Origin of the sequence: Providencia alcalifaciens (assembly GCF_020271745.1) — a bacterium.
Lineage (GTDB): Bacteria > Pseudomonadota > Gammaproteobacteria > Enterobacterales > Enterobacteriaceae > Providencia > Providencia alcalifaciens_B.
Map to the genome: position 1 here is coordinate 3556374 of NZ_CP084296.1, position 24470 is coordinate 3580843.

Here is a 24470-nt window from a genome sequence, read left to right on the forward strand (position 1 = left end):
CCGGTAAATAAGCCAAAATCCTTATAATCCAAATTATTCACACACAGAATTTCTTATTCATACAGAACTTCGTCTGTCATCGTTAGGTAACAAAATGCAGAAGAAATCGATTTATGTCGTTTATACGGGTGGTACCATCGGCATGCGCCATTCCCCTCAGGGCTATATTCCTGTTTCCGGTCACCTACAGACGCAATTGGCTCAAATGCCTGAGTTTCATCGTCCTGAAATGCCAACATTTACTATTCGTGAACACCAGCCGTTAATCGATTCTTCGGACATTACACCGGAAGATTGGCAAAATATCGCTGATGATATCAGTGAAAATTACGAGAAATATGATGGTTTTGTGATCCTGCATGGCACTGACACCATGGCATTTACCGCTTCTGCACTCTCCTTTATGTTTGAAAACTTGAAGAAGCCGATCATTGTGACAGGGTCACAGATTCCATTAGAAGCCTTACGTTCGGATGGGCAAACCAACCTGCTTAATGCGCTCTATTTAGCGGCAAACTACCCGATCAACGAAGTAGGTTTATTCTTCAATAACAAACTGTATCGCGGTAACCGCACAGTGAAAGCCCATGCCGATGGTTTTGAAGCTTTCACCTCCCCAAATTGTTCCCCACTGATGGAAGCCGGCATTCATATTCGTACTTTCAATACCTGCCCTGCACCGATTGGTATTGGCGAATTAAAAACACATCGCATTACCCCGCAGCCCATAGGGGTTGTCACGCTCTATCCCGGGTTATCGATTGAAATCGTGCGGAATATTCTCCAGCAACCGGTTAAAGCTCTCATCTTGCGCTCTTACGGTGTCGGTAATGCTCCACAACAGCCCGAGCTTTTACGCATCCTCCGTGAAGCGACTTCTCGAGGCATTATTGTCGTTAACCTCACTCAATGTATTTCTGGGCGCGTAAATATGGAAGGTTACGCCACAGGACACGCATTGGCAGAATCTGGGGTGATCAGTGGTTTTGATATGACTTTTGAAGCAGCATTGAGTAAATTACATTACTTACTAAGCCAAGATTATACTCCAGAGCTTATTCGAGAATTAATGCAAAATAACCTGCGTGGTGAATTAAGCTATGCCGACGAATAAGTCATAACCTACTGAGAAGAAAAATGAAATCAGCGTTACTGTTAGTCGACTTACAAAATGATTTTTGTACTGGTGGTGCTCTCGCTGTAAAACAAAGCGAACAAGTTATTGAAACTGCAAACCACATTATTGAACAGTGCCAGAAACAGGGGATCACGGTGATTGCCAGCCAAGATTGGCATCCAGAAAACCATCTCAGTTTTGCCGTGAACTCTGACCAACCTGTTGGTACCCTTGGTGAACTTAATGGGTTGCCACAGGTCTGGTGGCCAGTTCACTGCGTACAAGACTCCCATGGCGCTGATTTCCATCCAGAGCTTAATCGCCAAGCCATTCAAAAGATATTTACCAAAGGTGAAAATCCACAGGTAGATAGCTACAGTGCCTTTTTTGATAATGACCGAGTCAGTCAAACTGAACTGCATGCATGGCTTCAGCAGCAGCAAGTTAACCATTTAATTATTATGGGTATTGCGACTGACTATTGTGTGAAGTTTACTGTACTGGACGCGCTAAGATTGGGCTACCGTGTTGATGTGCTAACGGATGGGTGTCGTGGCGTTAACTTAGACCCTGAAGATAGCCAGAAGGCTTTCGCGGAAATGCAGGGTGCCGGTGCTAAGTTAGTGACATTGCCACTCTAGCGTTTCCATCGCCCTGCTAACGGATTTCAAATTTTGGCCCTGCTAACTTGCAGGGCTAAATATTTTATTCGTCGTTTTCTTGCGGTTTCAACGTCGCTAACCGCTCCCCTTGAAAAAGCGCTTTTAATTCTTGTTTGCTCTTCATGGTGATTTGACCGTCAGTGCCGACCGTCATATGCTCCGCATCATGATTATGGCGAGACTGCCATAACATCACCATCTGCAAGGTATTTTCTTTCTGTTCTGGTGTTAATGCTACACCATCTGGCCATTTACCTAACTCCACTGCTGTCACTAAACGCTGGTAAATTTCAGGGTTCATGGCAGACAGTAATTGTTCTATTTGTTGTGCATCCATTTCTATACTCACTTACGCCTCATCACATCAATTTAGTGGCAATCAAGATAATTGTTTTTATTGTATGTTAAATAATAGCTGAATCGTTATTTCTGAATCCACCTTTACACTTCAGCAAGCTTCAGCACGTTACCCCACGGTCTTTTCACCCGTTTGGTCATCCGTAAAGCTTAGGGATGCTGAATTTATGCAGTAACGCTGTCCAGTTGGTAGTGGGCCATCAGGAAATACATGTCCAAGGTGCGCATTGCAATTCCCACAGCGAACTTCAATACGATGCATTCCATGAGAGAAATCTTCAATAAATTTTATCAAACTTTCATCAATTGGTTGAAAGAAACTCGGCCATCCGCAGCCTGCATCAAATTTGGTCTCAGAAAGGAATAAAGGGGTTCCACAACAGAGACATTCATACACGCCATCTTTACGGTTATGCAATAATTGGCCACTAAAAGGGGGCTCTGTGCCAGCGTGTTGTGTAACATACAGCTGGACTTGGTTAAGTTTTGATAAATCAACAGCTTGCTTATCTTTATTCGACATCGATTACCTACTCTTTTTCAAAAAGATACGCATTAAAGCGATTTTGCATCCATTTCAAGCAACAAAAAATTAACAACGCTCAGTAAAAAACTATTCTAGACTATTAAGGCTAGAACTTTACGGTTTGATTTGTGATGAGTCTCACATATATCACTGATGGATGGTTTCATTATGCTGAACAATCCCGATAATACGTGCGGCTGTATTTGCTGCTGAAGTGACTGACAAATATGCAGATAGTGGTATCAGAATTGATTTTTTTCAATAATTGACACGATTCCGCTTGACGGCTGGCAAGGTTTTGGTAACTTTAAGTACATCTTAATTCACGAAATAAAATAGCTGGTGGAAATACTATGACTATCAAAGTAGGTATTAATGGTTTTGGTCGTATCGGCCGTATCGTTTTCCGTGCTGCACAAGAACGTTCTGACATCGAAATCGTTGCTATCAACGACCTGCTCGATGCAGAGTACATGGCATACATGTTGAAATACGACTCAACTCATGGTCGTTTCAACGGTACTGTTGAAGTTAAAGATGGTCACTTAGTTGTTAACGGTAAAAAAATCCGTGTTACAGCAGAGAAAGATCCTGCGAACCTGAAATGGAACGAAGTCGGTGTTGATGTTGTTGCTGAAGCAACAGGTATCTTCCTGACTGACGAGACTGCTCGTAAACACATCCAAGCAGGCGCGAAGAAAGTTGTGTTAACTGGTCCTTCTAAAGATGACACTCCAATGTTCGTTATGGGCGTTAACCACAAAGCTTACGCAGGTCAAGAAATCGTTTCTAACGCATCTTGCACAACTAACTGCTTAGCTCCACTGGCTAAAGTTATCAACGACAAATTTGGTATCGTTGAAGGTCTGATGACCACTGTTCACGCAACGACAGCAACACAAAAAACTGTTGATGGTCCATCTCACAAAGACTGGCGTGGTGGTCGTGGTGCTTCTCAGAACATCATCCCATCTTCAACTGGTGCTGCTAAAGCTGTAGGTAAAGTTATTCCTGAGCTGAACGGTAAACTGACTGGTATGTCTTTCCGTGTTCCAACTCCTAACGTTTCTGTTGTTGACCTGACTGCACGTTTGGCAAAACCAGCAACTTACGCACAAATCTGTGACGCTATCAAAGAAGCTGCAGAAGGCGAACTGAAAGGCGTTCTGGGTTACACTGAAGACGACGTTGTATCTACCGATTTCAACGGCGAAAAACTGACTTCAGTATTCGATGCTAAAGCAGGTATCGCTCTGAACGACAACTTTGTGAAACTGGTTTCTTGGTATGACAACGAAACTGGTTACTCTAACAAAGTTCTAGACCTGATCGCTCACATCTCTAAATAAGAGCTGTTTAGCTATTAGTCTGACTGAGCCGCCTCTTGGCGGCTCTTTTGTCTCTTTCATACATTCAAAATTAAAGCCCAGCTCAATATACTCCAAGCTGCGTCCCCCGCTTCACTCAATGCCACTTGCAGTATCGTGAGTTTGTTATATTGTTATTTCTAGTTACTGTCCTATTTATAGGCACTGTTCTATTTATAGTCGCTGATTTAGGTCGTGATGATGGACCAACAACCACAGGCGCAAGACAATGCATGATAAAATTTTTGCTTTACCTGTTATCAAACAAATTTCTCCTTACATTACCCAACGCCAACTTGGGGATTTACCGCTGATCGTCATTTCGCACCCAAAAGTGCGTGGTGCCGTGAGCCTACAAGGTGCCCACTTAATTGACTGGCAACCCGCAGGCCAAAAACCCTGTCTTTGGTTAAGTCCCGAAAGTGCATTTAAAGAAGGGGTTGCCATCCGTGGTGGCATTCCTATTTGCTGGCCATGGTTTGGTCCTGTAAATAGCCCTAGTCATGGGTTTGCCCGTATTTCACCTTGGCAATTTACGGCTCATAATGAACATGATTGTGGCGTCATCCTCACCTTTACCCTGACGGACAACGAATACACCCGTAAACTTTGGCCTCATGAGTTCACACTGATTTTACGTATGAAGCTCGGAGAAACCTGCGAGCTTGAATTAGAAAGCTACGGTGACTTTGAGGCTACCGCCGCATTACACAGCTATTTCAATATCAGTGATATTCAGAAAGCCACCGTTTATGGTCTTGGTGGACATTACATTGATAAAGTCGCAGACAGAGAAGCCTATATTTCAGAGCCGCTGAAATTTAATAAGCACACTGACCGCATATACACCGAGCCAGAAGAATACAGCTTGCTACGTGATGATGGTTGGAATCGCACTATTGAGTTACATCATTATCATCACAGTGATGTGGTGTGCTGGAACCCTTGGGCAGAATTATCATGCAGCATGCAGGATATGCCTAATAATGGTTATAAACAGATGGTTTGTGTAGAAACGGCTCGCATTCATATGCCAATGAAATCTGAAGCTCAGAATCCTTCTCGCCTGTCTCTTGTGATGGTCTGTCGCGACAACAAACCCCAGTCATAGAAGCAAAAAACCCCAAAACAGCCACGCCATTTTGGGGTTTTACTATTCAGTGTGAATCATTAGAAGGTGTAAGTTACACCGCTCCATACAATTCCTGAATAAGACTTATTAACCATCGGGCTATCTTTCACTTCATTAGACAGCTTATCAACACGACCTAATGCAAACAGAGACCAGCTATCTGTCATCCGATAATTAGCCGATAATTCAACATATGGAGTCCAGCTTGAATTTGGTTGGTAGCGCTCTAAGCCACTTTTCGCTGACTCTTTCGATGTCACACCAAATTCATAACGGTTCAGTTTTGCGCTATCCCATTTGATACCTAAGCCCGGCGTTAAAGACCAGTTATCACCTTTAAATGCATACAGATAAGCGGCTTCTGCACGCATTCCCTCACTTTCCCATAACATGTCGATAGAGCCATTAAAACGTAATGTACCCCAATCAGCATTATGTCTATAAGTAAAACCGCCCATCACCGTATCACGACGGCGATCAAGCTTACGCATATCCGCATTATCGTTATCTTTTGGCTTAAAGAAATGTGGATAGTAATAAGCATCTAAAGAAAGCTGATCCACTTTATCATTCCACAGGTAGTAACCTACGGCTAATGTACGGAAGTAAAAATCTTCACTTTCATAATTAATGACAGGAAGTGGCGTAATATAGTCACTTGTCTTGATGCCTTTGTAAGGTGTGGCCTGCGCTAATACAGAGCCACCGACAGACCAAGTTCCAGCCAATGCAGCGCTTGACATCGCACTTAACGCGATGGCAAGTGTGGTCATTTTAATTGTTTTTGACATATTAAATTAAACCTAAATTATTCAAATGAAGTTAATAATAAACAATGAATAACGCGGGAGGTTTCCCCTACGTTAATGAGATGGTTCACATTTAAAGCTAAATTCCATTGATTGTCTATATTTCTCAGTAATGAATATAAGATAAGTGAATGAAATGTCATAATTACGCATTAAAAATCAATAGGTACACGTCGTGCTAATGCACATAATAATTCATAACCGATCGTACCTGCGGACTGTGCAACGTCATCAACTGGTAAATTTTCACCCCATAGCTCAACTTGAGTGCCAATTTTGGCATTAGGACAGTCACTAATATCAATAGTGAGCATATCCATCGATACGGCACCTAGCAAATGACAACGTTGACCAAGGCACCAGACTGGCGTTCCTGTAGGCGCATGACGAGGATAACCATCAGCATATCCACATGCAACCGTCGCTATGCGCATCGGTTTTACTGACGTGAATTTGCTGCCATAACCGATAGACTGTCCTGATTCAATCTCATGTATCGCAATAATTTCAGATTGTAGGGTCATTGCGGCTTTTAAACCATATTCAGCAATATCGGCCCACTTGCCGCTTGGTGATGCACCGTACAAAACAATGCCTGCACGAACCCAATCATAATGGGTATTTTGATGCCACAACACAGCACCTGAATTGGCAATACAGGTTGGTAGTGACAATGCTGAAAACTGTTGAATTTTCTCTAACGGCGCGTGTGTACCCTCAACCCAATCTGAATTTGCAAAATGGCTCATTAGTGTAACATCCGCCACGTTTGCCATGTGGGTTAATTGACTCACAACATCAGCATATTCATCGACAGAAAAACCCAAACGATTCATACCACTATTAAGTTTGATATACACAGAAATTGGGCGGCTCAATGTGGCTTGCTCAATCGCAGTTAGCTGCCAATAGCTGTGCACACTGGTCGTTAGCTGATACTGGTCTATCATGCTGAGATCATCCCGTTGGAAAAAACCCTCCAGCAGTAAAATTGGCCCTTGCCACCCCTCTTCTCGCAATAAAATCGCTTCATGCAGATCCAGAACCGCGAAACCATCCGATGTTTTAAGCCCACGCCAAATTCGTTTTATACCATGACCATAACCATCCGCTTTCATAACCGACCAAATCTTGGACTGACCAATTTTCTGGCGGATCACCGCTAAATTATGCTCTAAATTATGTTGATGAATGACAGCACGAATTGGGCGTGGCATTGCGATTCCTTATTATTGATATTTTACGTCGCTCAATTAACGCGCTGGCGATAAATGACCTAAATTCACTAGTTTGGTATTAAAACCATCTGTGTACCTAAACACAGATAAATCATCCGCAGCGATATCTGGCGTATTCCCTGAAATTAAGTCAGCCAACAATTTGCCAGAGCCGCAGGCCATTGTCCAACCTAAGGTTCCATGCCCTGTATTAAGATATAAGTTACTAAATTCTGTTGGCCCTACAATCGGTGTACCATCTGGTGTCATTGGGCGTAATCCAGTCCAGAACTGTGCTTGGTTAATATCACCGCCACCTTGATATAAATCTTGCACTACCATTTTCAAGGTTTCACAGCGTTTTTTCAGTACATCAAGGTTAAACCCGACTACCTCTGCCATTCCACCTACGCGAATACGCTGGTCAAAACGAGTGACCGCAATTTTGTAAGTTTCATCCAACACGGTTGAAACAGGGGATCGTGACTCATCAATAATTGGCATTGTCAGTGAGTAACCTTTCAGTGGATATACTGGAATTTTTACCAACTGTTGCAGCATTTGAGTTGAATATGACCCCATCGCCACTACGTATTGATCCGCTAATAAAATTTCGCCATCAATCTTAATGCCACTGATACGTTTTCCATCGGTCAAAATTTGTTCCACATGGCATCCAAAACGGAATGTAACCCCGGCTTGCTCCGCCATTTTTGCCAATTTTTTAGTAAATTGCTGGCAATCACCTGTTTCATCGTTTGGTAAGCGCAAACCACCTGTTAGCTTATGTTTTACAAAAGCCAATGCAGGCTCAGCCGTAATAAGCTCTTCTGAGGTCAGTAATTCGTATGGCACACCTTCTTGCTGTAAAATCGCAATATCATTGGCGGCATTATCAAACTGTTTTGCAGTTCTAAACAACTGTAACGTACCGCCTTGGCGACCTTCATAACCAATGCCGGTATCTGCTCTAAGTTGGCGAATACAATCACGACTATATTCTGCGATCCGCACCATACGGCTCTTGTTCATGGTGTAGTGCTGCATGTCGCAGTTTTTTAGCATCTGCCACATCCAACGTAATTGGAACAAACTACCATCAGGTTTTATTGCTAAAGGGGCATGTTTTTCAAACATCCATTTTACGGCTTTAAGAGGGATCCCCGGTGCACCCCATGGAGTTGCATATCCTGGAGAAATTTGCCCAGCATTACCTGCGCTGGTTTCTTCAGCCACATCAAGCTGTCTATCAATGACGCAAACTTCATGCCCTTCTTGTGCTAGATACCACGCAGTGGTAACACCAATAACGCCAGCACCTAAAACGAGAACTTTCATAGAACCCCTCAAGAGAACAAAATGGAATTACTGTTAGCATAATATTCTAGTTTTTATTTTCCAATACAGTTGATTAACATTTTTAACAAAAAAGACAATAAAGCTGATTAGGTGCCTTTTAAATTTGCAATGCAGCGTATTATTTCAGATGAAAAGCCTCATAAAAAAGCAAAAAAAACATACCCAATTGAATTGTATGCAATTAATTTAAAAAATATTTTCCAGAAAAAAATAAAATTCAATATTTTGTGCTTTAATTTGAATGCAATATATTATGTGCCAATTTAATTAACTTCATAATCACTTCATTTAATACTAAAAAGTTATAATCCTCTAGATTATTCAACTGGAATGTCTGTAGTGATTGATATTTCCTATCCAACATAAATTCAACAAGTTAATTAAAAGGGGGAACAACATGATGAGAAAGATCTTTTCTGTAGGACGATCAATGGGGCTAGGTACTATTTTGTTTTTATTCGCTCACATGAGTTTTGCAACAGTGCTTTGTAACCCTGAGGAAAAGATACGCGTTGAGATCCATGGAGATAATGTCTGTTTTAGCACAATACCCATACCTAAATGTCCAATTAATGCATTAGCATCCACCACAAGTACAGTACGTACAGGTTTCCATTGTATGATAAATGATGACGCTATAAATTTGTCCGATGATAATTTTATAGATAGCGTGGTTAAAGAGCTATCAAACAAGAAAGTCGATTACTACAACATCGTTACGATGGATAACTCCTGCACTTGCTTACTAAATTAATATTTTAAATATGATTAATCGCCACAAAAAAGCCAGTGCAAGGCACTGGCTTTTTTGTTCGAAACTGGCAAGTTAAATATTATTTGCAAGATCAGATGGCATATTACTTTGCATGTTATGCCAAATAATTCCGCTGTCTTTACCGTAGTTTCTGACACAGTCCATAATGCGATCATAGGCTTGTTCGCGACATAAATTGCTTAGCTGTTGGTAAAAACTTAACGCTAAACGACGCGCTTCAGGGTTAGAGAAATAATAACGCCCAACTCGTGTGTATAAACCTCTTAATCCATTAATAATCAGACCATAGATAGGGTTACCTGACGCAAAGGCCAGTCCACGGAAAATGTTGTAATCCAAATCGCTAAATGCATCCGAATTGTCTTCAACTTTATCTTTTCCTGATAACACTTCTAATGAAGCTTCCGGATCATTACGAAATGCAGTACGAATAAAAATAGCCGCAATATTGGTACGTACTGCCAATAAATTATCAATTAACTGAGGCACACGGTCGTGATCAAGCTTCGCCAGCGTTTCCAGAATGTTTAATCCTGAAGTTTCCCAATAGTTATTGACCTTGGTTGGCTTACCATGTTGAATGGTTAACCACCCATCACGGGCTAAACGCTGTAAAACTTCACGTAATGTAGTACGGGTTACGCCGATTAATTCAGATAGCTCACGCTCCGCGGGTAAGATAGATCCTGGAGGAAAACGATTGTTCCAAATACTCTCAATAATGTACTCTTCCGCAAAACCTGCCGGACTTTGAGCTTTAATAACCATATTTTTATTATTCCAAACATTTTTAGACGGACTACGCGAAAGCATACCAGATTGTCACAATCTGAGATAGTTAGCTTTCTAATAAACCGCAGATGAATCGTAAAAACCCCATATAATTAATGGATTATCTATTAGCAAATAAGCTTAAATTCTATAAAAGATAAGAGTAGTATGTAACGCGCAGTCACACAACACCTGTTAAAGAGGATTAAAAGTCATAATGGATTTTAGTTTAAGAAGAGCATTTTTGAAGAATTTTTTGGGAAATTCTCCAGATTGGTACAAACTTGCTATCATTTTGTTCTTAATAATAAACCCAATTGTTTTCTACTTTGTTAACCCATTTATCGCCGGTTGGCTACTTGTCATTGAATTCATTTTCACCTTGGCGATGGCACTAAAATGCTACCCATTACAACCCGGTGGGCTATTAGCCATTGAAGCGGTGCTAATTGGCATGACCTCCCCAGCACAGATTTCTCATGAAATTAGTAATAACCTTGAAGTGGTTCTGTTACTGATCTTTATGGTGGCGGGCATCTACTTTATGAAGCAACTGCTGTTATTTGTGTTTACGAAGCTGTTAATAAACGTCCGTTCTAAACGAATTTTAGCGTTGTCATTTTGCTTAGCAAGTGCGTTTTTATCCGCTTTCTTAGATGCTTTAACCGTCATTGCTGTGGTCATTAGCGTTTCTATTGGCTTCTACTCGATTTACCATCAATATGCCTCCAGCCAACCGAGCAATACGGATCTACAAAATGATTCTTTCATTGATACGGTTGAGAAAAAGCAGACGTTGGAACAGTTCCGTGCGTTCTTACGTAGCTTAATGATGCATGCGGGTATCGGTACTGCCCTTGGCGGCGTAATGACCATGGTGGGTGAACCACAAAACCTGATCATCGCAAAACATGTTGAGTGGGACTTTATTACCTTCTATCTGCGTATGGCACCAGTCACTATCCCTGTTTTCTTATGTGGGCTTATAGTCTGTTTCCTCGTTGAGAAGTTCAAAGTATTTGGCTACGGGGCTGAGTTGCCCGATACCGTGCGCCAAGTATTAACCGAGCACGACAAAAAAATGAGTGCTAAACGTAGTAAGAAAGAGCAGGCACAGCTTATCGTTCAAGGGCTTATCGGTATTTGGTTAATTGTCGCGCTGGCATTTCACCTTGCTGAAGTGGGTCTGATTGGTCTGTCCGTGATCATTCTCGCCACGACATTCTGTGGGATCACTGAAGAACACGCTCTCGGAAAAGCCTTTGAAGAAGCCTTGCCGTTTACTGCCCTACTGACGGTCTTTTTCAGCGTTGTCGCCGTGATCATTGACCAGCAGCTATTTACGCCATTCATTCAGTATGTGCTGCAATCTTCTGAATCATCGCAGCTGTCCCTGTTCTATCTGTTTAACGGGCTGCTCTCTGCGGTATCAGATAACGTGTTTGTCGGCACCGTGTATATTACTGAAGCATTGAAAGCCGCGAATGCGGGCTTAATTTCAGCTGAGCAGTATCAGCACTTAGCTGTTGCGATTAACACCGGAACAAACTTGCCGTCGGTTGCAACGCCAAATGGACAAGCCGCCTTCCTGTTCCTGTTAACCTCTGCACTGTCTCCACTGATTCGTCTGTCTTATGGCAGAATGGTTTGGATGGCATTACCATTTACGGTTGTAATGACAATCGTCGGTCTGCTAGGTGTTGAGCTATGGCTTATCCCATTAACTGACTGGATGGAAAGCTTAGGGTTAATTTCTATTCCGCGTTAATCAATATTGATTGATCAGATTCTGGATTTAAAGCCGCATATTTATGCGGCTGAGGTTGATGACAAAGAGGGATAAAAGCGTGGTTTTTCCCTCTTTGTGTTATCAGGCGAAAATCAATAAATCTATTTTCCTCGTCAATATTACAACCCAAAAGAGCCATTTCCAAACCTGATGGCTTGGAAATGGTCTGAGCCGCATATTTATGCGGCTTTTTTTTGTAATAAAACGTAAAAACTAAGCTAATCTTATTCTAATCTGATTTAGCTGCTTTTTTTATCACCCAGATAGAGGCAAAATAAGCCGATTATTAATGAAGGGAATTTATTATGTTCAGATTTTTTAATTACTGTTCTCAAGGACGGTCAGCTTGGCTACTTATGGCATTCACTGCTTTTATGCTTGAATGTGCCGCTCTGTATTTCCAACATATTATGAAACTGCAACCTTGTGTAATGTGTATCTATGAACGCGTTGCATTGATGGGAATTATTGCGGCAGGTTTAATCGGAGCGATTGCACCGAAAAGTACCGTCGTTAAAGTGATTGCGATTGTGGTTTGGCTGTATGCGGGTTGGCGTGGATTAGACCTTTCATGGGAACATACCATGCTGCAACTTTACCCGTCTCCGTTTGCATCGTGTGATTTCTTTGTTAACTTCCCAGACTGGCTACCACTTCAAGAATGGGTACCTTCTGTGTTTGAAGCGACCGGTGATTGTGCCGTTAGACAGTGGGCATTCTTAGGGTTAGACATGCCGCAGTGGTTAGTCGGTATTTTTGCAGCTTACATCTTAGTTGGCATCATCGTTGCGATCAGCCTCTTTTTCCCAAGCAAAAAATAACCTTTCTTTTTCGCCCATCAACTGTACTTGATGGGCGATTCAAATCATTAGCTCACCAAAATACTTAAATACAGGCCCCACTACGGATTGCCGAAACGGCGCAACGGCGCCCATTTGCAAACTGGCAAACTGGGGTTTTTTCACCATTGAGTTCTAAATTCAGTGAAGGTAATCCACCCGCTGAAGTACATGCCTCTTGTGCACCTGGCCCTAAATTCACCACTTGCTGAGCATATTGAGAACCGGATGTTTCTGCTCTTGTCATTTTACTGTTATCAGGGCTACTGCACGCTGAAAGTAAAATGGATAACACAGTAGCTGACCCCATTGCCACGACTGTTTTTAACAGCGCCTGACTTTTCCTTTTCATTCTCTTTCTCCGATAGTATCAGCGCTGTTTTGAGCCCCACTATGTTTTGAATCTCATTAATGGGTGCCGCTTTTAGAAAACAGGTTGATGACTAATACACCAATGATAATTAATAGCATACCAATAATTGCGGGTAAATCGAGTTTTTGGTTATAAATATAGATAGCCGCTACAGAAACCAACACAATTCCCAATCCTGACCAAATGGCATACGCGATCCCCAGTGGCATCACTTTCACAACTTGAGAAAGCCCCCAGAAAGAGACGGCATAGCCAATGACAACCACTAAAGAGGGCCAAAAACGGCTAAAACCATCCGACGCTTTTAACGTGGTTGTCGCAATCACTTCTGCAATAATCGACATTAATAAAAAGCCCAATCCTTTCATCGTTCACCTTTCTCTATTCTTTAGCCTAAAGTTTGGCAGAAATTTAACACACCAAAAAGCACCGTACTAACCTTTAATTAGTACAGTGCAAAATGAATAAGTCTAGATTAATGATTAGCCGCGGTTGGTTGTTTTTCTGCAAAAGCCGAGCGATAGCGGGTATAAATAAACACACACCAAGTGAGTGCTAAAAGGCTGATAATCGCCCCCACATAACCAATATTAGTCATTCCCATATGAGTAATCACTTGGTTCCCTAATAATGCTCCGGCACCAATTCCAATATTAAATAATCCAGAGAAAATCGACATCGCGACATCAGTCGCATCCGGTGCCAAGTCCAAGACCTTCACTTGGATCCCAAGGCTAATGCACATAATTGCCATCCCCCAGAATATACAGGTACCAATCAGCGTCCACACATTGCCACTTAATGGCATAAATAACACTAAACAAAGTGTCAGTAAGGCCATCGATACAGGTAAAAATGTCAATGTAAAGCGGCTACTGTAGCGGCTAAATAAGACACTACCAAAAATACCAGCCCCACCAAAAATCAATAATAAGAGTGTGGCAAAATTTTGGCTTTGTAAGGCAATATCACGCACAAACGGTTCAATATAGCTATATGCGGTAAAATGTGCCGTAATGACGACGGTGATTAACACAAAAACACCCATCAATGCGGGACGTTTAAAAAGAATTGGGAGGCTTTTTAATGAACCTGAATGTTCGCTCGGTAAACGAGGTAAAAACCTTAATAACGCAATCAGGGTAAATAATGCAAGCACGCCAATACACAAAAATGTCACTCGCCAGCCCATCCATTGACCAATCACTCGCCCTAACGGCAATCCCAACACGGTCGCCAGTGCCGTTCCCGTTGCAAGCAATCCCAATGCTTGCGCTTTTTTACCCGCAGGCGCGACGCGAATCGCCAATGATGCCGTAATCGACCAAAAAACTGCATGAGATAACGCGATACCGATACGCGCGATAATCAGTACTTCAAAATTCCAGGCAATTCCGCATAAAATATGGCTGAGAATAAAAACAACAAACAAAACCCCCAGCAGTTTTCGCCGCTCAAATTTACCCGTCATTAGCATTAATGGCAGAGACATCACCGCAACAACCCACGCATAGATGGTGATCATCAGCCCCGTATGGGCAACGGTCATATTAAAACTTTCAGCAATATCACTCAGTAATGCGACGGGAACAAATTCGGTGGTATTAAAGACAAAAGCTGCAACGGAAAGCGCTAATACACGGATCCACGCAGTGCTTCGAGAAACCTGGGACATGGTTTACGACATCCTGTTGATGATAATTAAGACCAATAACAGCCTTCAGTACATTTTTGTGAATAATATCACATTTATTGTTCATCTTTAAAGAATTGAAAATTATCATGTTCATACTATTTTTTCATAGAGAGACAGTCACTCCCCCTTTAATTTTCATGTCCGTGTGAAGAGCGACAGAATCATTTCTTCTATGCTACAATCTGCAAATTACTTTTTATTCTTACAGGAATTCCTAAATGAAAACCCATTTTCCAACTGAGCCAGACGTAAACGCATTAGCAGACGAAGTAACTTGTTTAAAAAATCTTGTTACTCATATGCTTAAAGCTATCGGTCAGGCTGATGCGGGTAAAATTCTGATTAAAATGCAACGCGAAGTCGCTTCAATGGAAGATGAGAAGCAAGCTGAGACTTACAAAAACATTTTAGAACAAATCAAGACTGGTTATCGTCAATAAAAGCTTTAGCGATAAATGCGATTCTAAGCGCTAACTCAAAACAGCGAACTAAAGTGCACAAAAACCTAAGTTTCGTTCACTAGAATCCTTTATCTTTGATCTCGAATTAAACCATTCTTTATTCATTTAGCTCCCCCTTCAGATCCCTATGAAGGGGGCTTTTTTTTTTGCCTAAAATCCCACCTATTCACTCTCTCTAAAAAAACAAAAACGCCACTCTTTCGAGTAGCGCTTTGATAAATTCCCTGTCTATCCAAATAATGTAATGGACGGACTTAAATCGGGCCCAAATTCGTCATGACTGCGTAAACAATCGAGATAATCGAAATAATGACCCAGCTTAATACCAACGGCCAGATAAACTTCAACCACTTGGTGTATGGGATTTTCGACGTCGCTAACACCGCCATCAAAATACCTGATGTTGGGTTAATACAGTTCACAACACCCTCACCCATTAATACCGTTTGAACGGTAGTTTGACGGGTGATTTCTAACAGATCGCCCATTGGCGTGAAAATAGGCACTAAAACTGCAGCTTCACCAGAACCTGAAGAAATAAAGAAGTGCATGATAGCAGCGGTACCGAACATTGAAATCGCAGATAATGTTTTCGGTAATCCATCCATCAGAGAAATAATCGAGTTCACGATGGTGTCTAAGATCATGCCATCTGCTAATACAATCGCAATCGCACGCGCCATACCAACAATAAATGCCCCACCAACCATGCCTGCACAGCCTTTCAGGAAGCCTGTTGCAATATCATTTGGTGACATTCTGTTCAGTACGCCCACACCCACGCCTAAGATGATAAACATGGCCATCATCTCTTTTTCGCCCCAGCTCCACTCAATGGCACCGAAAATAAAGCCAATTAAACAGAATGCGGCATAGGATAATGTAATGACGTGGCGTAAAGAGATTTTCGAGGTCTCAAATTGGCTATCATCAATCTGTACTTCAGGGCGAACCATCCCTTGGCGGCGGCTTTTTTTCGTATACAGGGTTAAGAAGATAATCCCAGCAACCACAAAACTAATATAAACCACAGTGCGGAAGCCAAATGCTGATAGTAGCGGAACGTCAGCTAACCCTTGGGATAACCCGACCGTCATCGGTGCCATTACCGAGGCGTTAAAGCCAGAATACGCCGCAACATAGACAATCGCCGCACCAAACTTATCATCCATTCCGACGGATTTTGCCACCAATAAACCGATTGGCACGAATGCAATTATCGAGTTCACCACAATCCCAGTGGTACCCAAAATAGAGAACACCACAAAGAAGATAGTGATCAATAAAAAGTCATTGAGCTTTTTACTGCGCGAAATATTACTCAGGACTTTATTGATTGCGCCCGTCGTTTCAAGTAAATGTAACGCGCCCCCAGTAAAGATAATCAAAAAAATGATTGGAGCGGCCTTCACTAAGCCGTCAGCAATCGACGTGAAAACCTGCCCTGGTAAAACGCCATGCTGTTCAGGTAAACGTTCATAACTCCCCGGAATGGTATAGGAACTCTTAACTTGTGTTTCCACGCCATCTTTGATAGTCGTGATAACTTTCGTTTCAGAGGCATATTGCCCCGCCGGAACGATCCAAGTAGCAACCGCTGCCGCTACAAGGATGAAAAAGAGCAATACATATGGGTTTATCCCATCAGAACGCTTTTTTTGTGGTGTTGTTGATGTTGTTGATGTTGTTGATGTTGTTGATGTTGTTGATGTTGTTAATGCCATAGATGTATCCTGTTGGATTATTATTTGTTTTGTCAGTCATAATTACTGCGTAATACGCTTTAACACATTGAAAAATAGCTGAGCGCGCTCAGTTAAAGAGGGAATTTCGAGGTACTCTTTGTCACTATGTTGATAGCCGCCAATTGGACCTAAACCATCTACCGTTGGCGTCCCCACACCCGCGGTAAATGAGGCATCAGAGCCACCGCCTGTAGAGACATCTTCCAGAGTGATTGCCAGTTTGTTGGCTTCTTGTTTGATGATGTCGATAAGCTCAGCGCTTTGTGGCGTTTTTGCCATTGGTGGACGGTTGATCCCGCCAGTCAATGAAAGCTGAATGCCTTCTAATACAGCCTGGCTACATACTTCACGCACTTTTTTGTCGATTTCAATACCTTGCTGCTCAGAAGAGATCCGCACATCAATTTCTGCTCGCGCATTTGGAGCGACAGTATTGACGGATGTTCCACCAGTGATCAGACCCACATTCACCGACAGCCCTTTATCGTGCTGAGAAAGTGCATGTAAGCTTTGGATTTTAAAAGCAAGCTCTTGGATAGCACTGATCCCTGCCTCGGGGGCAATGCCGGAGTGAGACGCTTTACCTTGAATGGTCAGAACATAAGTACCCACACCGCGACGTGCGCTAACAATGGCGCCATTAGCACGAGCAGGCTCCATCACTAAGGCATAGCGTTTACCTTTTGCACATTCCTCTATTACCGGGCGTGACGAAATAGAACCAATCTCTTCATCACAATTCAGAAGCACTTCAATTTTTTTATAGCGTTCGTCATTCGTGGTATAAAGCTGTTTGATCACCTGATGCACCATGACATGGCTGCCTTTCATATCGATAACACCGGGACCATAGGCTCTGTCCCCTTCAATACTAAACGGCCTTTCTGCTACGGTGCCTTTGGGAAATACGGTATCAAGATGCAGTAAAATCAAAATTTCAGGTGTGGTAGATGGGTAATAAATGCGATAGTTATTACCCAATTTTTCATTTGGGATTATCTCGACCGAAAAACCCATCGATTTGTAGCATTCACACCAAAATGCGGCGTGATTATCAACCCCCTCTTTATCGTATGAGCCGGATTCGGTATTAACCACTTGCTTTAATAAGTCCAGCATTTCTGCTTCGTGTGCTAAAAATTCATTGTGCATGTTGAGTTCCTATTATTTATTATTTTATGGCGAGATATTTCAATGAGAAAATTGACTCCCGCGCGATAAGATTTTTATTCCAAACAAAATGAAATGTTTATTACTCATAGGTGATGGTATTATCGAATATTCCATTTAACGCGCAAAAATATAGCGATATCTATGCACATTTAATGCATATACAACAATGGTGCGTAACAGAGGATTTAACCCGAGGAGAAACAACCCTATGATAATGCGACATTAACCTTGATTTAAAAGGATACTTTCGCACCATAACATAATGCATCAATAAATTACAAATAATTATTAATGCATAAGTATGCGTTATTTTTTGAATCTTTAAAAAAGTAATAGTTACGAAAATTAATGATATAAATATATAAAATCAATATATTAATTATGGTAAATAATCTTCAGGCGTTAATGGCATATTATTAATTTTAGCTAACCACAAATATGCAGCATTACACGTGGCATTTATTTTTTCGCTCGAATGATTTAACGCAAATATAGTGTATTTATCTATTTGACTTTATTTAAATTCAAATAACCATATAGGAGTATTTAGTCTATTTACTCAACATTTCCCCGATAAATAAACATCAATATCTATAAAATAGTCGTAGTTTTTAAACTGAGAGTTTAATGCCATTCAATTTGAGAGCGGTTTTCTTTCTGTATATTTATTTAACTCTCTTCGGCATAAAATGCCTTATGCCTTTCTTCTACTGGCGCACTACTTTACTGGCACTATTCGCTGAAATAGTTAGATAAAATGATAAATTACATACAGCAGGGATAGAGGTAGGATGAGGAAATAAAAAAGGGAAACATGACGTTTCCCTTTCATTTTTATCGCATTAACATTGTAGGCTATTTCAGATACTGGCCTGAACGTAATGCTTCAATACGTTTATCTAATGGAGGGTGAGATAAAAACAGTTCGCTAAATGCTTTACCACGGCCATTGATACAAAATGCCATCAAGCGCCCTTCTTCTTGCGGCTCATAGCTTGTTTTCAGGCGTTGCAGTGCAGCGATCATTTTCTCTCTACCGACTAATTTGGCTGAGCCTGCATCCGCATGGAACTCACGGTGACGAGAGAACCACATCGTAATGATGCTTGCTAAAATACCAAACACGATTTCTAATACCATCGAAACGGCAAAGTAAACCATTGGATTACCATTGCTGCTTTCACTTTCATTGTCATTATTATTTGACATAAAGCCAGCTGCAACTTGTGCCAAAATACGTGAAATAAAGATAACAAAGGTATTCACAACGCCTTGCAATAAGGTCATTGTAACCATATCACCGTTAGCGACATGACTGATTTCATGAGCAATAACTGCTTCAGCCTCATCACGGCTCATGTTTTCCAATAACCCCGTACTTACCGCAACTAAAGAAGCATCACGGCGTGCACCCGTTGCAAATGCGTTGATATCCGGTGCATGGTAAATTGCCACTTGTGGCATTTTGATACCCACTTGTTGGGATTGACGGCTGACAGTGTTAACAAGCCATTGTTCCATCTCATTACGTGGGTGTTCGATAACTTCACCACCAACAGACTTCAGCGCCATCCATTTGGACATAAGTAGCGACACAAATGCACCACCAAAACCAAACAGTGCTGCCATGATCAACAGCCCCTGTGCACTACTTCCACGTATACCGGTTAAACTTAAAATAATCCCGAACACAAACATAACAGCTAAGTTTGTGAGCAAGAATAAAGCAATTCTCATCATTTTTTATAGGTTCCTTGGTCAAAACAAACATCACGACAAATTTACTTTATAAATAAGGTTTTTTCACACCATTTCAAGCCCATTAACAGGAAAAAGTCATAAAATAACATATCTTTACACACAGGAATAAAAAATGCCGTTTTAATAAACGGCATTTTAATGATAACGATAAGACACTACGGGAAAATGGTCAGCTAACTTTGCCTTTGCTTGGTTTGTCTTTAGAGACTTTTGCTGTTGCCTTAGCGGCTGCTTTCGCTTTCTCTGCTTTGTCTTTTGCTGCTTTGGTTTTGTCTTTTTCTACCGCTTTAGCTTTGTCGGTTTTTTCCTTCACCGCTTTAGAGGTTTCTTTCTCTTTAGCCTTGGCTTTATCTGCTTTTTCTTTCACTGCTTTTGCAGATTCTTTGTCGGCAGCCTTAGCTTTATCTGCTTTCTCTTTTACAGCCTTAGAGGTTTCTTTGTCCGCAGCCTTAGCTTTATCTACTTTCTCTTTTACTACCTTAGAGGCTTCTTTGTCGGAGGATTTGGCTTTATCTACTTTCTCTTTTATCGCTTTAGAGGTCTCTTTCTCTGTTGCTTTTACCTTATCCGCTTTATCCTTCACAGCTTTATCCTTCACAGCTTTCGATGTTTCTTTATCAACTGCCTTAGCCTTATCCGTTGCTTTTGATGCTTTATCTTTTGCAGTTTTACTCATGTTGTCACCTGTCTCTTTGATAGAATCTACCGCAGATGGTTTGCTGGACTGCTTTACCACACCCGCCCCAATACCCGCACCAATACCTGCATTTTTATTGATTGAGTTTTTTAGCTCATTTGTACAGACTTGCTCCGAACGACTGGTTGTTCCGTCATTACAGATAAATTGCCCACCATCACAACGAGCAATTCCACCTTTAGCGCCTGAACAAGGGTAGTTACTTGCATTCGCAAAACCCATTGACGACATCATGACCGCCATGACAGTTAATAAACCTACAGATAATTTACGCATTGTATTGCCTCATTTATAAGGGGTATTACTAACTGAAGTGTAGGATATTTTTGAAAAAGAGAAAGAAAACCTAATATTTTTTAAAGAAAATTTAGGTTTAGTTAAAGTTAGTCTATGGATAGAATAACAGAAAAAAATAAATCACTTATAAATCAAAAAGATCAATAAATATAAAAAAGCCAGCTTGCGCTGGCTCTAGACATACTTTTTATTTTTACTGCTTGGCACCAGAAAGCATCTTAGTGTTTTGATTCGAAAGGTCTATTGCCATTTTCACCGTTTCATCTAAATACGGATCTGGCGCTTCGTAATCTTTCGGTAAATCATCAATTGATTTCAATAATGGTTTGCCAAGTTTTGTATTGCGCTCATTAATGCGTTTCAGTTTGATCGCATCAATTTCATTATCTTCTTTCTGACGCTGAGCATAGTTCAGAGAAATCAGATTCTTAGTTGCTTTCAATGATTTGTAACGCGCAATATCTTCATCGATATATTTGAATTCAGGATCAACACTGATACGGGCTAAATGCTTAGTTTTAATCGGAGATAAATCAGCATTAATGTCCCCAGATTTTGTGTAATTCGCAGCTGGGATGCTATCCCAAGGTAATGCGTTATCTTCAAAGCTTTCACCTGTTTCTGCTGGATCTTGCCCTGTTGGCATTACCACATCTGGAGTCACGCCTTCACGCTGAGTACTTCCACCATTTACACGATAGAACTTCTGGATAGTGTATTGTACTGAACCTAATGATGGCCATTCTGGTTTAAGCATTTGGTCATAAACACGACTTAAACTTCTGTGCTGCTGTACCGTTCCTTTACCAAAAGTCGGTTCACCCACAATTAAAGCACGACCATAATCTTGCATTGCTGCGGCAAAAATTTCTGATGCGGAAGCACTAAAGCGATCAACCAAAACAACTAATGGACCTTTGTAATAGATAACATCATCGTCATCCGCATCTTGGCGAACTTGACCATTATTATCACGAACTTGAACAACAGGCCCTTTGTTAATAAACAGTCCAGATAATGCAACCGCTTCTGTTAATGCCCCACCGCCATTACCACGCAGGTCAATAACGAGGGCAGAAACATTCTCTTTCGCCATTTTTTGCAGTTCAGTTTTGACATCATTGGTCAATCCAACATAGAAACCCGGAATATCTAATACTCCAACTTTCTCTTTACCTTGCTGTTTGATAGTCAGTTTTACAGCTCTATCTTCCAGTCGGATCTGTTCGCGAACAATTGTCACGATACGTGGTTTAGCACCTTTTGAATCTGAAACGACTTCTAAACGAACTTGGCTACCTTTTGGTCCCTTGATTAACGCGACGACATCATCTAAACGCCAGCCCACGACATCAACAATAGGCTTCCCAACTTGACCAACACCAATGATTTTGTCGCCGACTTTTAGCTCTTTACTTTTAGCCGCAGGCCCCCCTGCAACTAAAGAATTAATTGTCGTATTATCATCATCTTGTTGTAATACAGCACCAATCCCTTCAAGGGATAAACTCATTTCTGAGTTAAATTGCTCTGTGCTACGAGGTGATAAATAACTGGTATGTGGGTCAATTTCGCGAGCAAACGCATTCATGATTAACTGGAATACGTCCTCGCTTTGCGCCTGAGATAAACGTTTCAATGCAAAATTGTAGCGCTTAGTCAGCTTGTCTTTGATCTCTTTGTCATCTTTGCCAGTTAATTTCAAACTTAACCAATCATAGCGGACTTTTTGGTCCCATAAACGGTCTAGCTCTTCTTTATCTTTCGGCCAAGGTGCTTTAGTGCGATCAACTTCAATAGAATCCGTCGCGTTTAAATCAATCGGTTGATCTAAACGCGCCAGTGCATATTTGAAACGTTCAAAGCGACGTTGCTGAGAAAGGTTATACAGGTCATAGAACTTATCTAACTTGCCATCTTCAAGCCATTCACCCGTTTTTGCTTTATCTTTTGCATACTGGTCAACATCGGATTGAAGTAAAACATTATGTCCGTAATCAATCATATTGAGATAACGGTCAAATATTTTCCCAGAAAACTCTTTGTCTAAATCGAATTGGCGATAATGAGAACGCGTAAAACGCGATGTCACTCGCTCACTCACGGTACCGTGCTGTGTATTCTGCTTTAAAAGAGGTAACTGAGCAGCAGTGACCGGAGTCACTGCCTGAGTATTAGCCATTGCAGTGCCGAAAGTCGCTAGACTCACAACAAATGCAACTTTGAGTAATTTGTTCATGACCTGAGTGACCTCCGTATCAGAACTTTAAATGTTCCGCGCGCACAATCATTGCCAGACCAGATGGCAATTGAACCCTAACACCATCTTTGGCAATTTCCAGCACAGAGGCATCCATCATACTGCTACCCACTTTCACTTTCAGAGTTTGACCGACTTTCAGTGTGTGGATATCAGTAACTGATTTCAAATTCTCTTCAGCTGGGTTGCTACGAGGTTTTTTCGGAGCTGTATTTTGTGGGCGTTCTTTTTTGTCTGATGGACGGCGACGAGATGCGCTTTCTTTGTTCGCATCATTTTGACGAGGTGCTTTGTCGCTAGGCTTTTTCGCAGCAGGACGCTTTTGCGTTTTTTGTTGCTCTGCGCGTTGCGCTTGAACTCTCGCTTTCGCTTCAGCTAATTGTTGACGCGCATGGGCAATATGCTCTGCATCTAATTCACCGCAGTCATCTCCATTTAAGTCAACACGTTTTGCGCCTTCTTTAACACCGTAAAGATAACGCCAACTAGAGGTATACATGCGTAACGCAGATCGTAATTGCGTTTTGCTGATACCATCCTCTTCGGTCAAGTTCCCTACGATATCTTGAAAAATTCCGACTTTAAGCGGACGTGCTTCGCCTTCAGCGATAAAACAGCGTGGAAAACGCTCGGCCAAAAATGCGATAACTTCTTTACTACTATTCAACTTAGGTTGATTTTCCATGAAATTTCCTGATAACAACGATTTTGCCAACCTCACGGGCATGAACAAGCGGACATTATAATCGTGTTGCTGACAATTGCCACGTTCCTATTGATTTTACATACCAATATTTAATAATATTTTGGTATAGAACACATCGCCAAGTGCTGGCATAACTGGTCTGTAAGGTATTGAAGCCCTATTTCATCTTCTTCATCGAATTGACCGATATTTGGGCTATCGATGTCTAAAACCCCAATTATCTTGCCATTTACATTCAGAGGGAAGACGATTTCCGAGTTACTTGCCGCATCACACGCGATGTGACCTGGAAAAGCATGCACATCTTCCACACGCTGAACTCGCGCTTCGGAAAATGCGGCACCACAGACGCCTTTATCGAACGGGATCCGTACACAAGCGACTTTACCTTGGAAGGGGCCGAGAACCAGTTCCTTTCCATCACTCAAGTAAAAACCGACCCAGTTAATACCGGATAAACGTTCAAATAATAACGCGCTGCTATTTGCCAAACTGGCAATTAAATCATACTCTCCAGCGAGAAGTGCAGATAAACTATCTGAAAGTTCGAGATAATACTTCTTTTTAGCCATATTTATTTT

General features: G+C 41.5%; 25 protein-coding genes. 8 read left to right on the top strand and 17 right to left on the bottom strand.

Translation table 11 applies throughout. The annotated features are described in order from the left end of the window. The first annotated feature begins 94 nt into the window (after window positions 1–94). Together ansA and pncA are read left to right on the top strand one after the other, a co-directional pair. Complete coding sequence (gene ansA, locus LDO51_RS16330; RefSeq protein ID WP_225575424.1) at window positions 95–1114, top strand: asparaginase; 1020 nt, start codon at window positions 95–97, stop codon at window positions 1112–1114. Window positions 1115–1137: 23 nt separating this feature from the next. Then, a complete protein-coding gene (gene pncA / locus LDO51_RS16335) occupies window positions 1138–1758 on the top strand; it encodes a bifunctional nicotinamidase/pyrazinamidase (protein ID WP_225575425.1) in 621 nt (206 codons plus the stop codon). Between the two features lie 64 nt (window positions 1759–1822). Here pncA and LDO51_RS16340 read toward each other — a convergent pair whose 3' ends face one another. Both LDO51_RS16340 and msrB read right to left on the bottom strand, forming a co-directional pair. Beyond that, window positions 1823–2116: a YeaC family protein gene (locus LDO51_RS16340; protein ID WP_225577294.1), complete on the bottom strand. Its 294-nt coding sequence runs from the start codon at window positions 2114–2116 to the stop codon at window positions 1823–1825. Between the two features lie 129 nt (window positions 2117–2245). Further along, complete coding sequence (msrB, locus tag LDO51_RS16345) at window positions 2246–2659, bottom strand: peptide-methionine (R)-S-oxide reductase MsrB (protein WP_225575426.1); 414 nt, start codon at window positions 2657–2659, stop codon at window positions 2246–2248. A gap of 356 nt (window positions 2660–3015) precedes the next feature. Here msrB and gapA point away from each other — a divergent pair, with 356 nt between their 5' ends. Then, window positions 3016–4011, top strand: a complete 996-nt coding sequence (gapA, locus tag LDO51_RS16350; RefSeq protein ID WP_006658762.1) for a glyceraldehyde-3-phosphate dehydrogenase — start codon at window positions 3016–3018, stop codon at window positions 4009–4011. A gap of 247 nt (window positions 4012–4258) precedes the next feature. Further along, window positions 4259–5140 (top strand): D-hexose-6-phosphate mutarotase, encoded by an 882-nt coding sequence (locus tag LDO51_RS16355; protein ID WP_225575427.1) that lies wholly within the window; start codon window positions 4259–4261, stop codon window positions 5138–5140. A gap of 59 nt (window positions 5141–5199) precedes the next feature. Here LDO51_RS16355 and LDO51_RS16360 read toward each other — a convergent pair whose 3' ends face one another. The 3 genes from LDO51_RS16360 to LDO51_RS16370 all read right to left on the bottom strand — a co-directional run bounded on the left by LDO51_RS16360 (window position 5200) and on the right by LDO51_RS16370 (window position 8525). Then, complete coding sequence (locus tag LDO51_RS16360) at window positions 5200–5952, bottom strand: MipA/OmpV family protein (protein WP_225575428.1); 753 nt, start codon at window positions 5950–5952, stop codon at window positions 5200–5202. A gap of 170 nt (window positions 5953–6122) precedes the next feature. After that, on the bottom strand, window positions 6123–7187 hold the full coding sequence (gene alr / locus LDO51_RS16365; protein WP_225575429.1) for an alanine racemase: 1065 nt from the start codon (window positions 7185–7187) through the stop codon (window positions 6123–6125). A 36-nt stretch (window positions 7188–7223) separates the two neighbouring features. After that, complete coding sequence (locus LDO51_RS16370) at window positions 7224–8525, bottom strand: D-amino acid dehydrogenase (RefSeq protein WP_225575430.1); 1302 nt, start codon at window positions 8523–8525, stop codon at window positions 7224–7226. Window positions 8526–8943: 418 nt separating this feature from the next. Here LDO51_RS16370 and LDO51_RS16375 point away from each other — a divergent pair, with 418 nt between their 5' ends. Continuing rightward, window positions 8944–9300 carry a hypothetical protein gene (locus LDO51_RS16375; RefSeq protein ID WP_225575431.1) on the top strand — a complete coding sequence of 119 codons (357 nt, stop codon included), beginning with the start codon at window positions 8944–8946 and terminating at the stop codon, window positions 9298–9300. A gap of 72 nt (window positions 9301–9372) precedes the next feature. On the opposite strand, the gene fadR is transcribed toward LDO51_RS16375, so the two are convergent. Then, window positions 9373–10089, bottom strand: coding sequence for a fatty acid metabolism transcriptional regulator FadR (fadR, locus tag LDO51_RS16380; RefSeq protein WP_225575432.1), 717 nt, complete (start codon window positions 10087–10089; stop codon window positions 9373–9375). A gap of 220 nt (window positions 10090–10309) precedes the next feature. Between fadR and nhaB the strand changes: the two genes are divergently transcribed. Then, a complete protein-coding gene (gene nhaB, locus LDO51_RS16385) occupies window positions 10310–11860 on the top strand; it encodes a sodium/proton antiporter NhaB (protein WP_225575433.1) in 1551 nt (516 codons plus the stop codon). On the opposite strand, the gene LDO51_RS16390 is transcribed toward nhaB, so the two are convergent. Further along, the gene (locus LDO51_RS16390; protein ID WP_225575434.1) at window positions 11847–12020 is read right to left on the bottom strand and encodes a hypothetical protein; all 174 of its coding nucleotides are present in this window, start codon (window positions 12018–12020) and stop codon (window positions 11847–11849) included. The two genes, nhaB and LDO51_RS16390, sit on opposite strands and share 14 nt — an antisense overlap. Window positions 12021–12237: 217 nt before the next feature. Here LDO51_RS16390 and dsbB point away from each other — a divergent pair, with 217 nt between their 5' ends. Next, window positions 12238–12702, top strand: coding sequence for a disulfide bond formation protein DsbB (gene dsbB / locus LDO51_RS16395; RefSeq protein WP_230082526.1), 465 nt, complete (start codon window positions 12238–12240; stop codon window positions 12700–12702). Between the two features lie 64 nt (window positions 12703–12766). On the opposite strand, the gene LDO51_RS16400 is transcribed toward dsbB, so the two are convergent. The 3 genes from LDO51_RS16400 to LDO51_RS16410 form a co-directional block, all read right to left on the bottom strand. After that, the gene (locus LDO51_RS16400; protein ID WP_154603691.1) at window positions 12767–13072 is read right to left on the bottom strand and encodes a DUF333 domain-containing protein; all 306 of its coding nucleotides are present in this window, start codon (window positions 13070–13072) and stop codon (window positions 12767–12769) included. Between the two features lie 56 nt (window positions 13073–13128). Next, entirely contained in the window at window positions 13129–13461 is a 333-nt protein-coding gene (locus LDO51_RS16405; protein ID WP_154638416.1) for a DMT family transporter, read from the bottom strand. 107 nt (window positions 13462–13568) lie between these two features. Continuing rightward, on the bottom strand, window positions 13569–14768 hold the full coding sequence (locus LDO51_RS16410) for a sugar transporter (protein WP_225575435.1): 1200 nt from the start codon (window positions 14766–14768) through the stop codon (window positions 13569–13571). Window positions 14769–15007: 239 nt separating this feature from the next. On the opposite strand from LDO51_RS16410, the gene LDO51_RS16415 reads away from it, so the two are divergent. After that, the gene (locus LDO51_RS16415) at window positions 15008–15229 is read left to right on the top strand and encodes a DUF2594 family protein (RefSeq protein ID WP_036954881.1); all 222 of its coding nucleotides are present in this window, start codon (window positions 15008–15010) and stop codon (window positions 15227–15229) included. Window positions 15230–15504: 275 nt separating this feature from the next. Here LDO51_RS16415 and LDO51_RS16420 read toward each other — a convergent pair whose 3' ends face one another. The 7 genes from LDO51_RS16420 to LDO51_RS16450 all read right to left on the bottom strand — a co-directional run bounded on the left by LDO51_RS16420 (window position 15505) and on the right by LDO51_RS16450 (window position 24461). Then, window positions 15505–16974, bottom strand: coding sequence for a YfcC family protein (locus tag LDO51_RS16420; protein WP_225575436.1), 1470 nt, complete (start codon window positions 16972–16974; stop codon window positions 15505–15507). Window positions 16975–17016: 42 nt separating this feature from the next. After that, on the bottom strand, window positions 17017–18147 hold the full coding sequence (locus LDO51_RS16425; RefSeq protein WP_225575437.1) for a M20 family metallopeptidase: 1131 nt from the start codon (window positions 18145–18147) through the stop codon (window positions 17017–17019). An 876-nt stretch (window positions 18148–19023) separates the two neighbouring features. Beyond that, a complete protein-coding gene (gene htpX / locus LDO51_RS16430) occupies window positions 19024–19908 on the bottom strand; it encodes a protease HtpX (protein WP_211885751.1) in 885 nt (294 codons plus the stop codon). A gap of 190 nt (window positions 19909–20098) precedes the next feature. Next, entirely contained in the window at window positions 20099–20902 is an 804-nt protein-coding gene (locus LDO51_RS16435; protein WP_225575438.1) for a cell envelope biogenesis protein TolA, read from the bottom strand. Window positions 20903–21116: 214 nt separating this feature from the next. After that, window positions 21117–23162 carry a carboxy terminal-processing peptidase gene (gene prc / locus LDO51_RS16440; protein WP_225575439.1) on the bottom strand — a complete coding sequence of 682 codons (2046 nt, stop codon included), beginning with the start codon at window positions 23160–23162 and terminating at the stop codon, window positions 21117–21119. A 19-nt stretch (window positions 23163–23181) separates the two neighbouring features. Beyond that, the gene (gene proQ / locus LDO51_RS16445) at window positions 23182–23868 is read right to left on the bottom strand and encodes an RNA chaperone ProQ (RefSeq protein WP_225575440.1); all 687 of its coding nucleotides are present in this window, start codon (window positions 23866–23868) and stop codon (window positions 23182–23184) included. A 110-nt stretch (window positions 23869–23978) separates the two neighbouring features. Further along, complete coding sequence (locus tag LDO51_RS16450) at window positions 23979–24461, bottom strand: GAF domain-containing protein (RefSeq protein ID WP_225575441.1); 483 nt, start codon at window positions 24459–24461, stop codon at window positions 23979–23981. Window positions 24462–24470 lie beyond the last annotated feature (9 nt).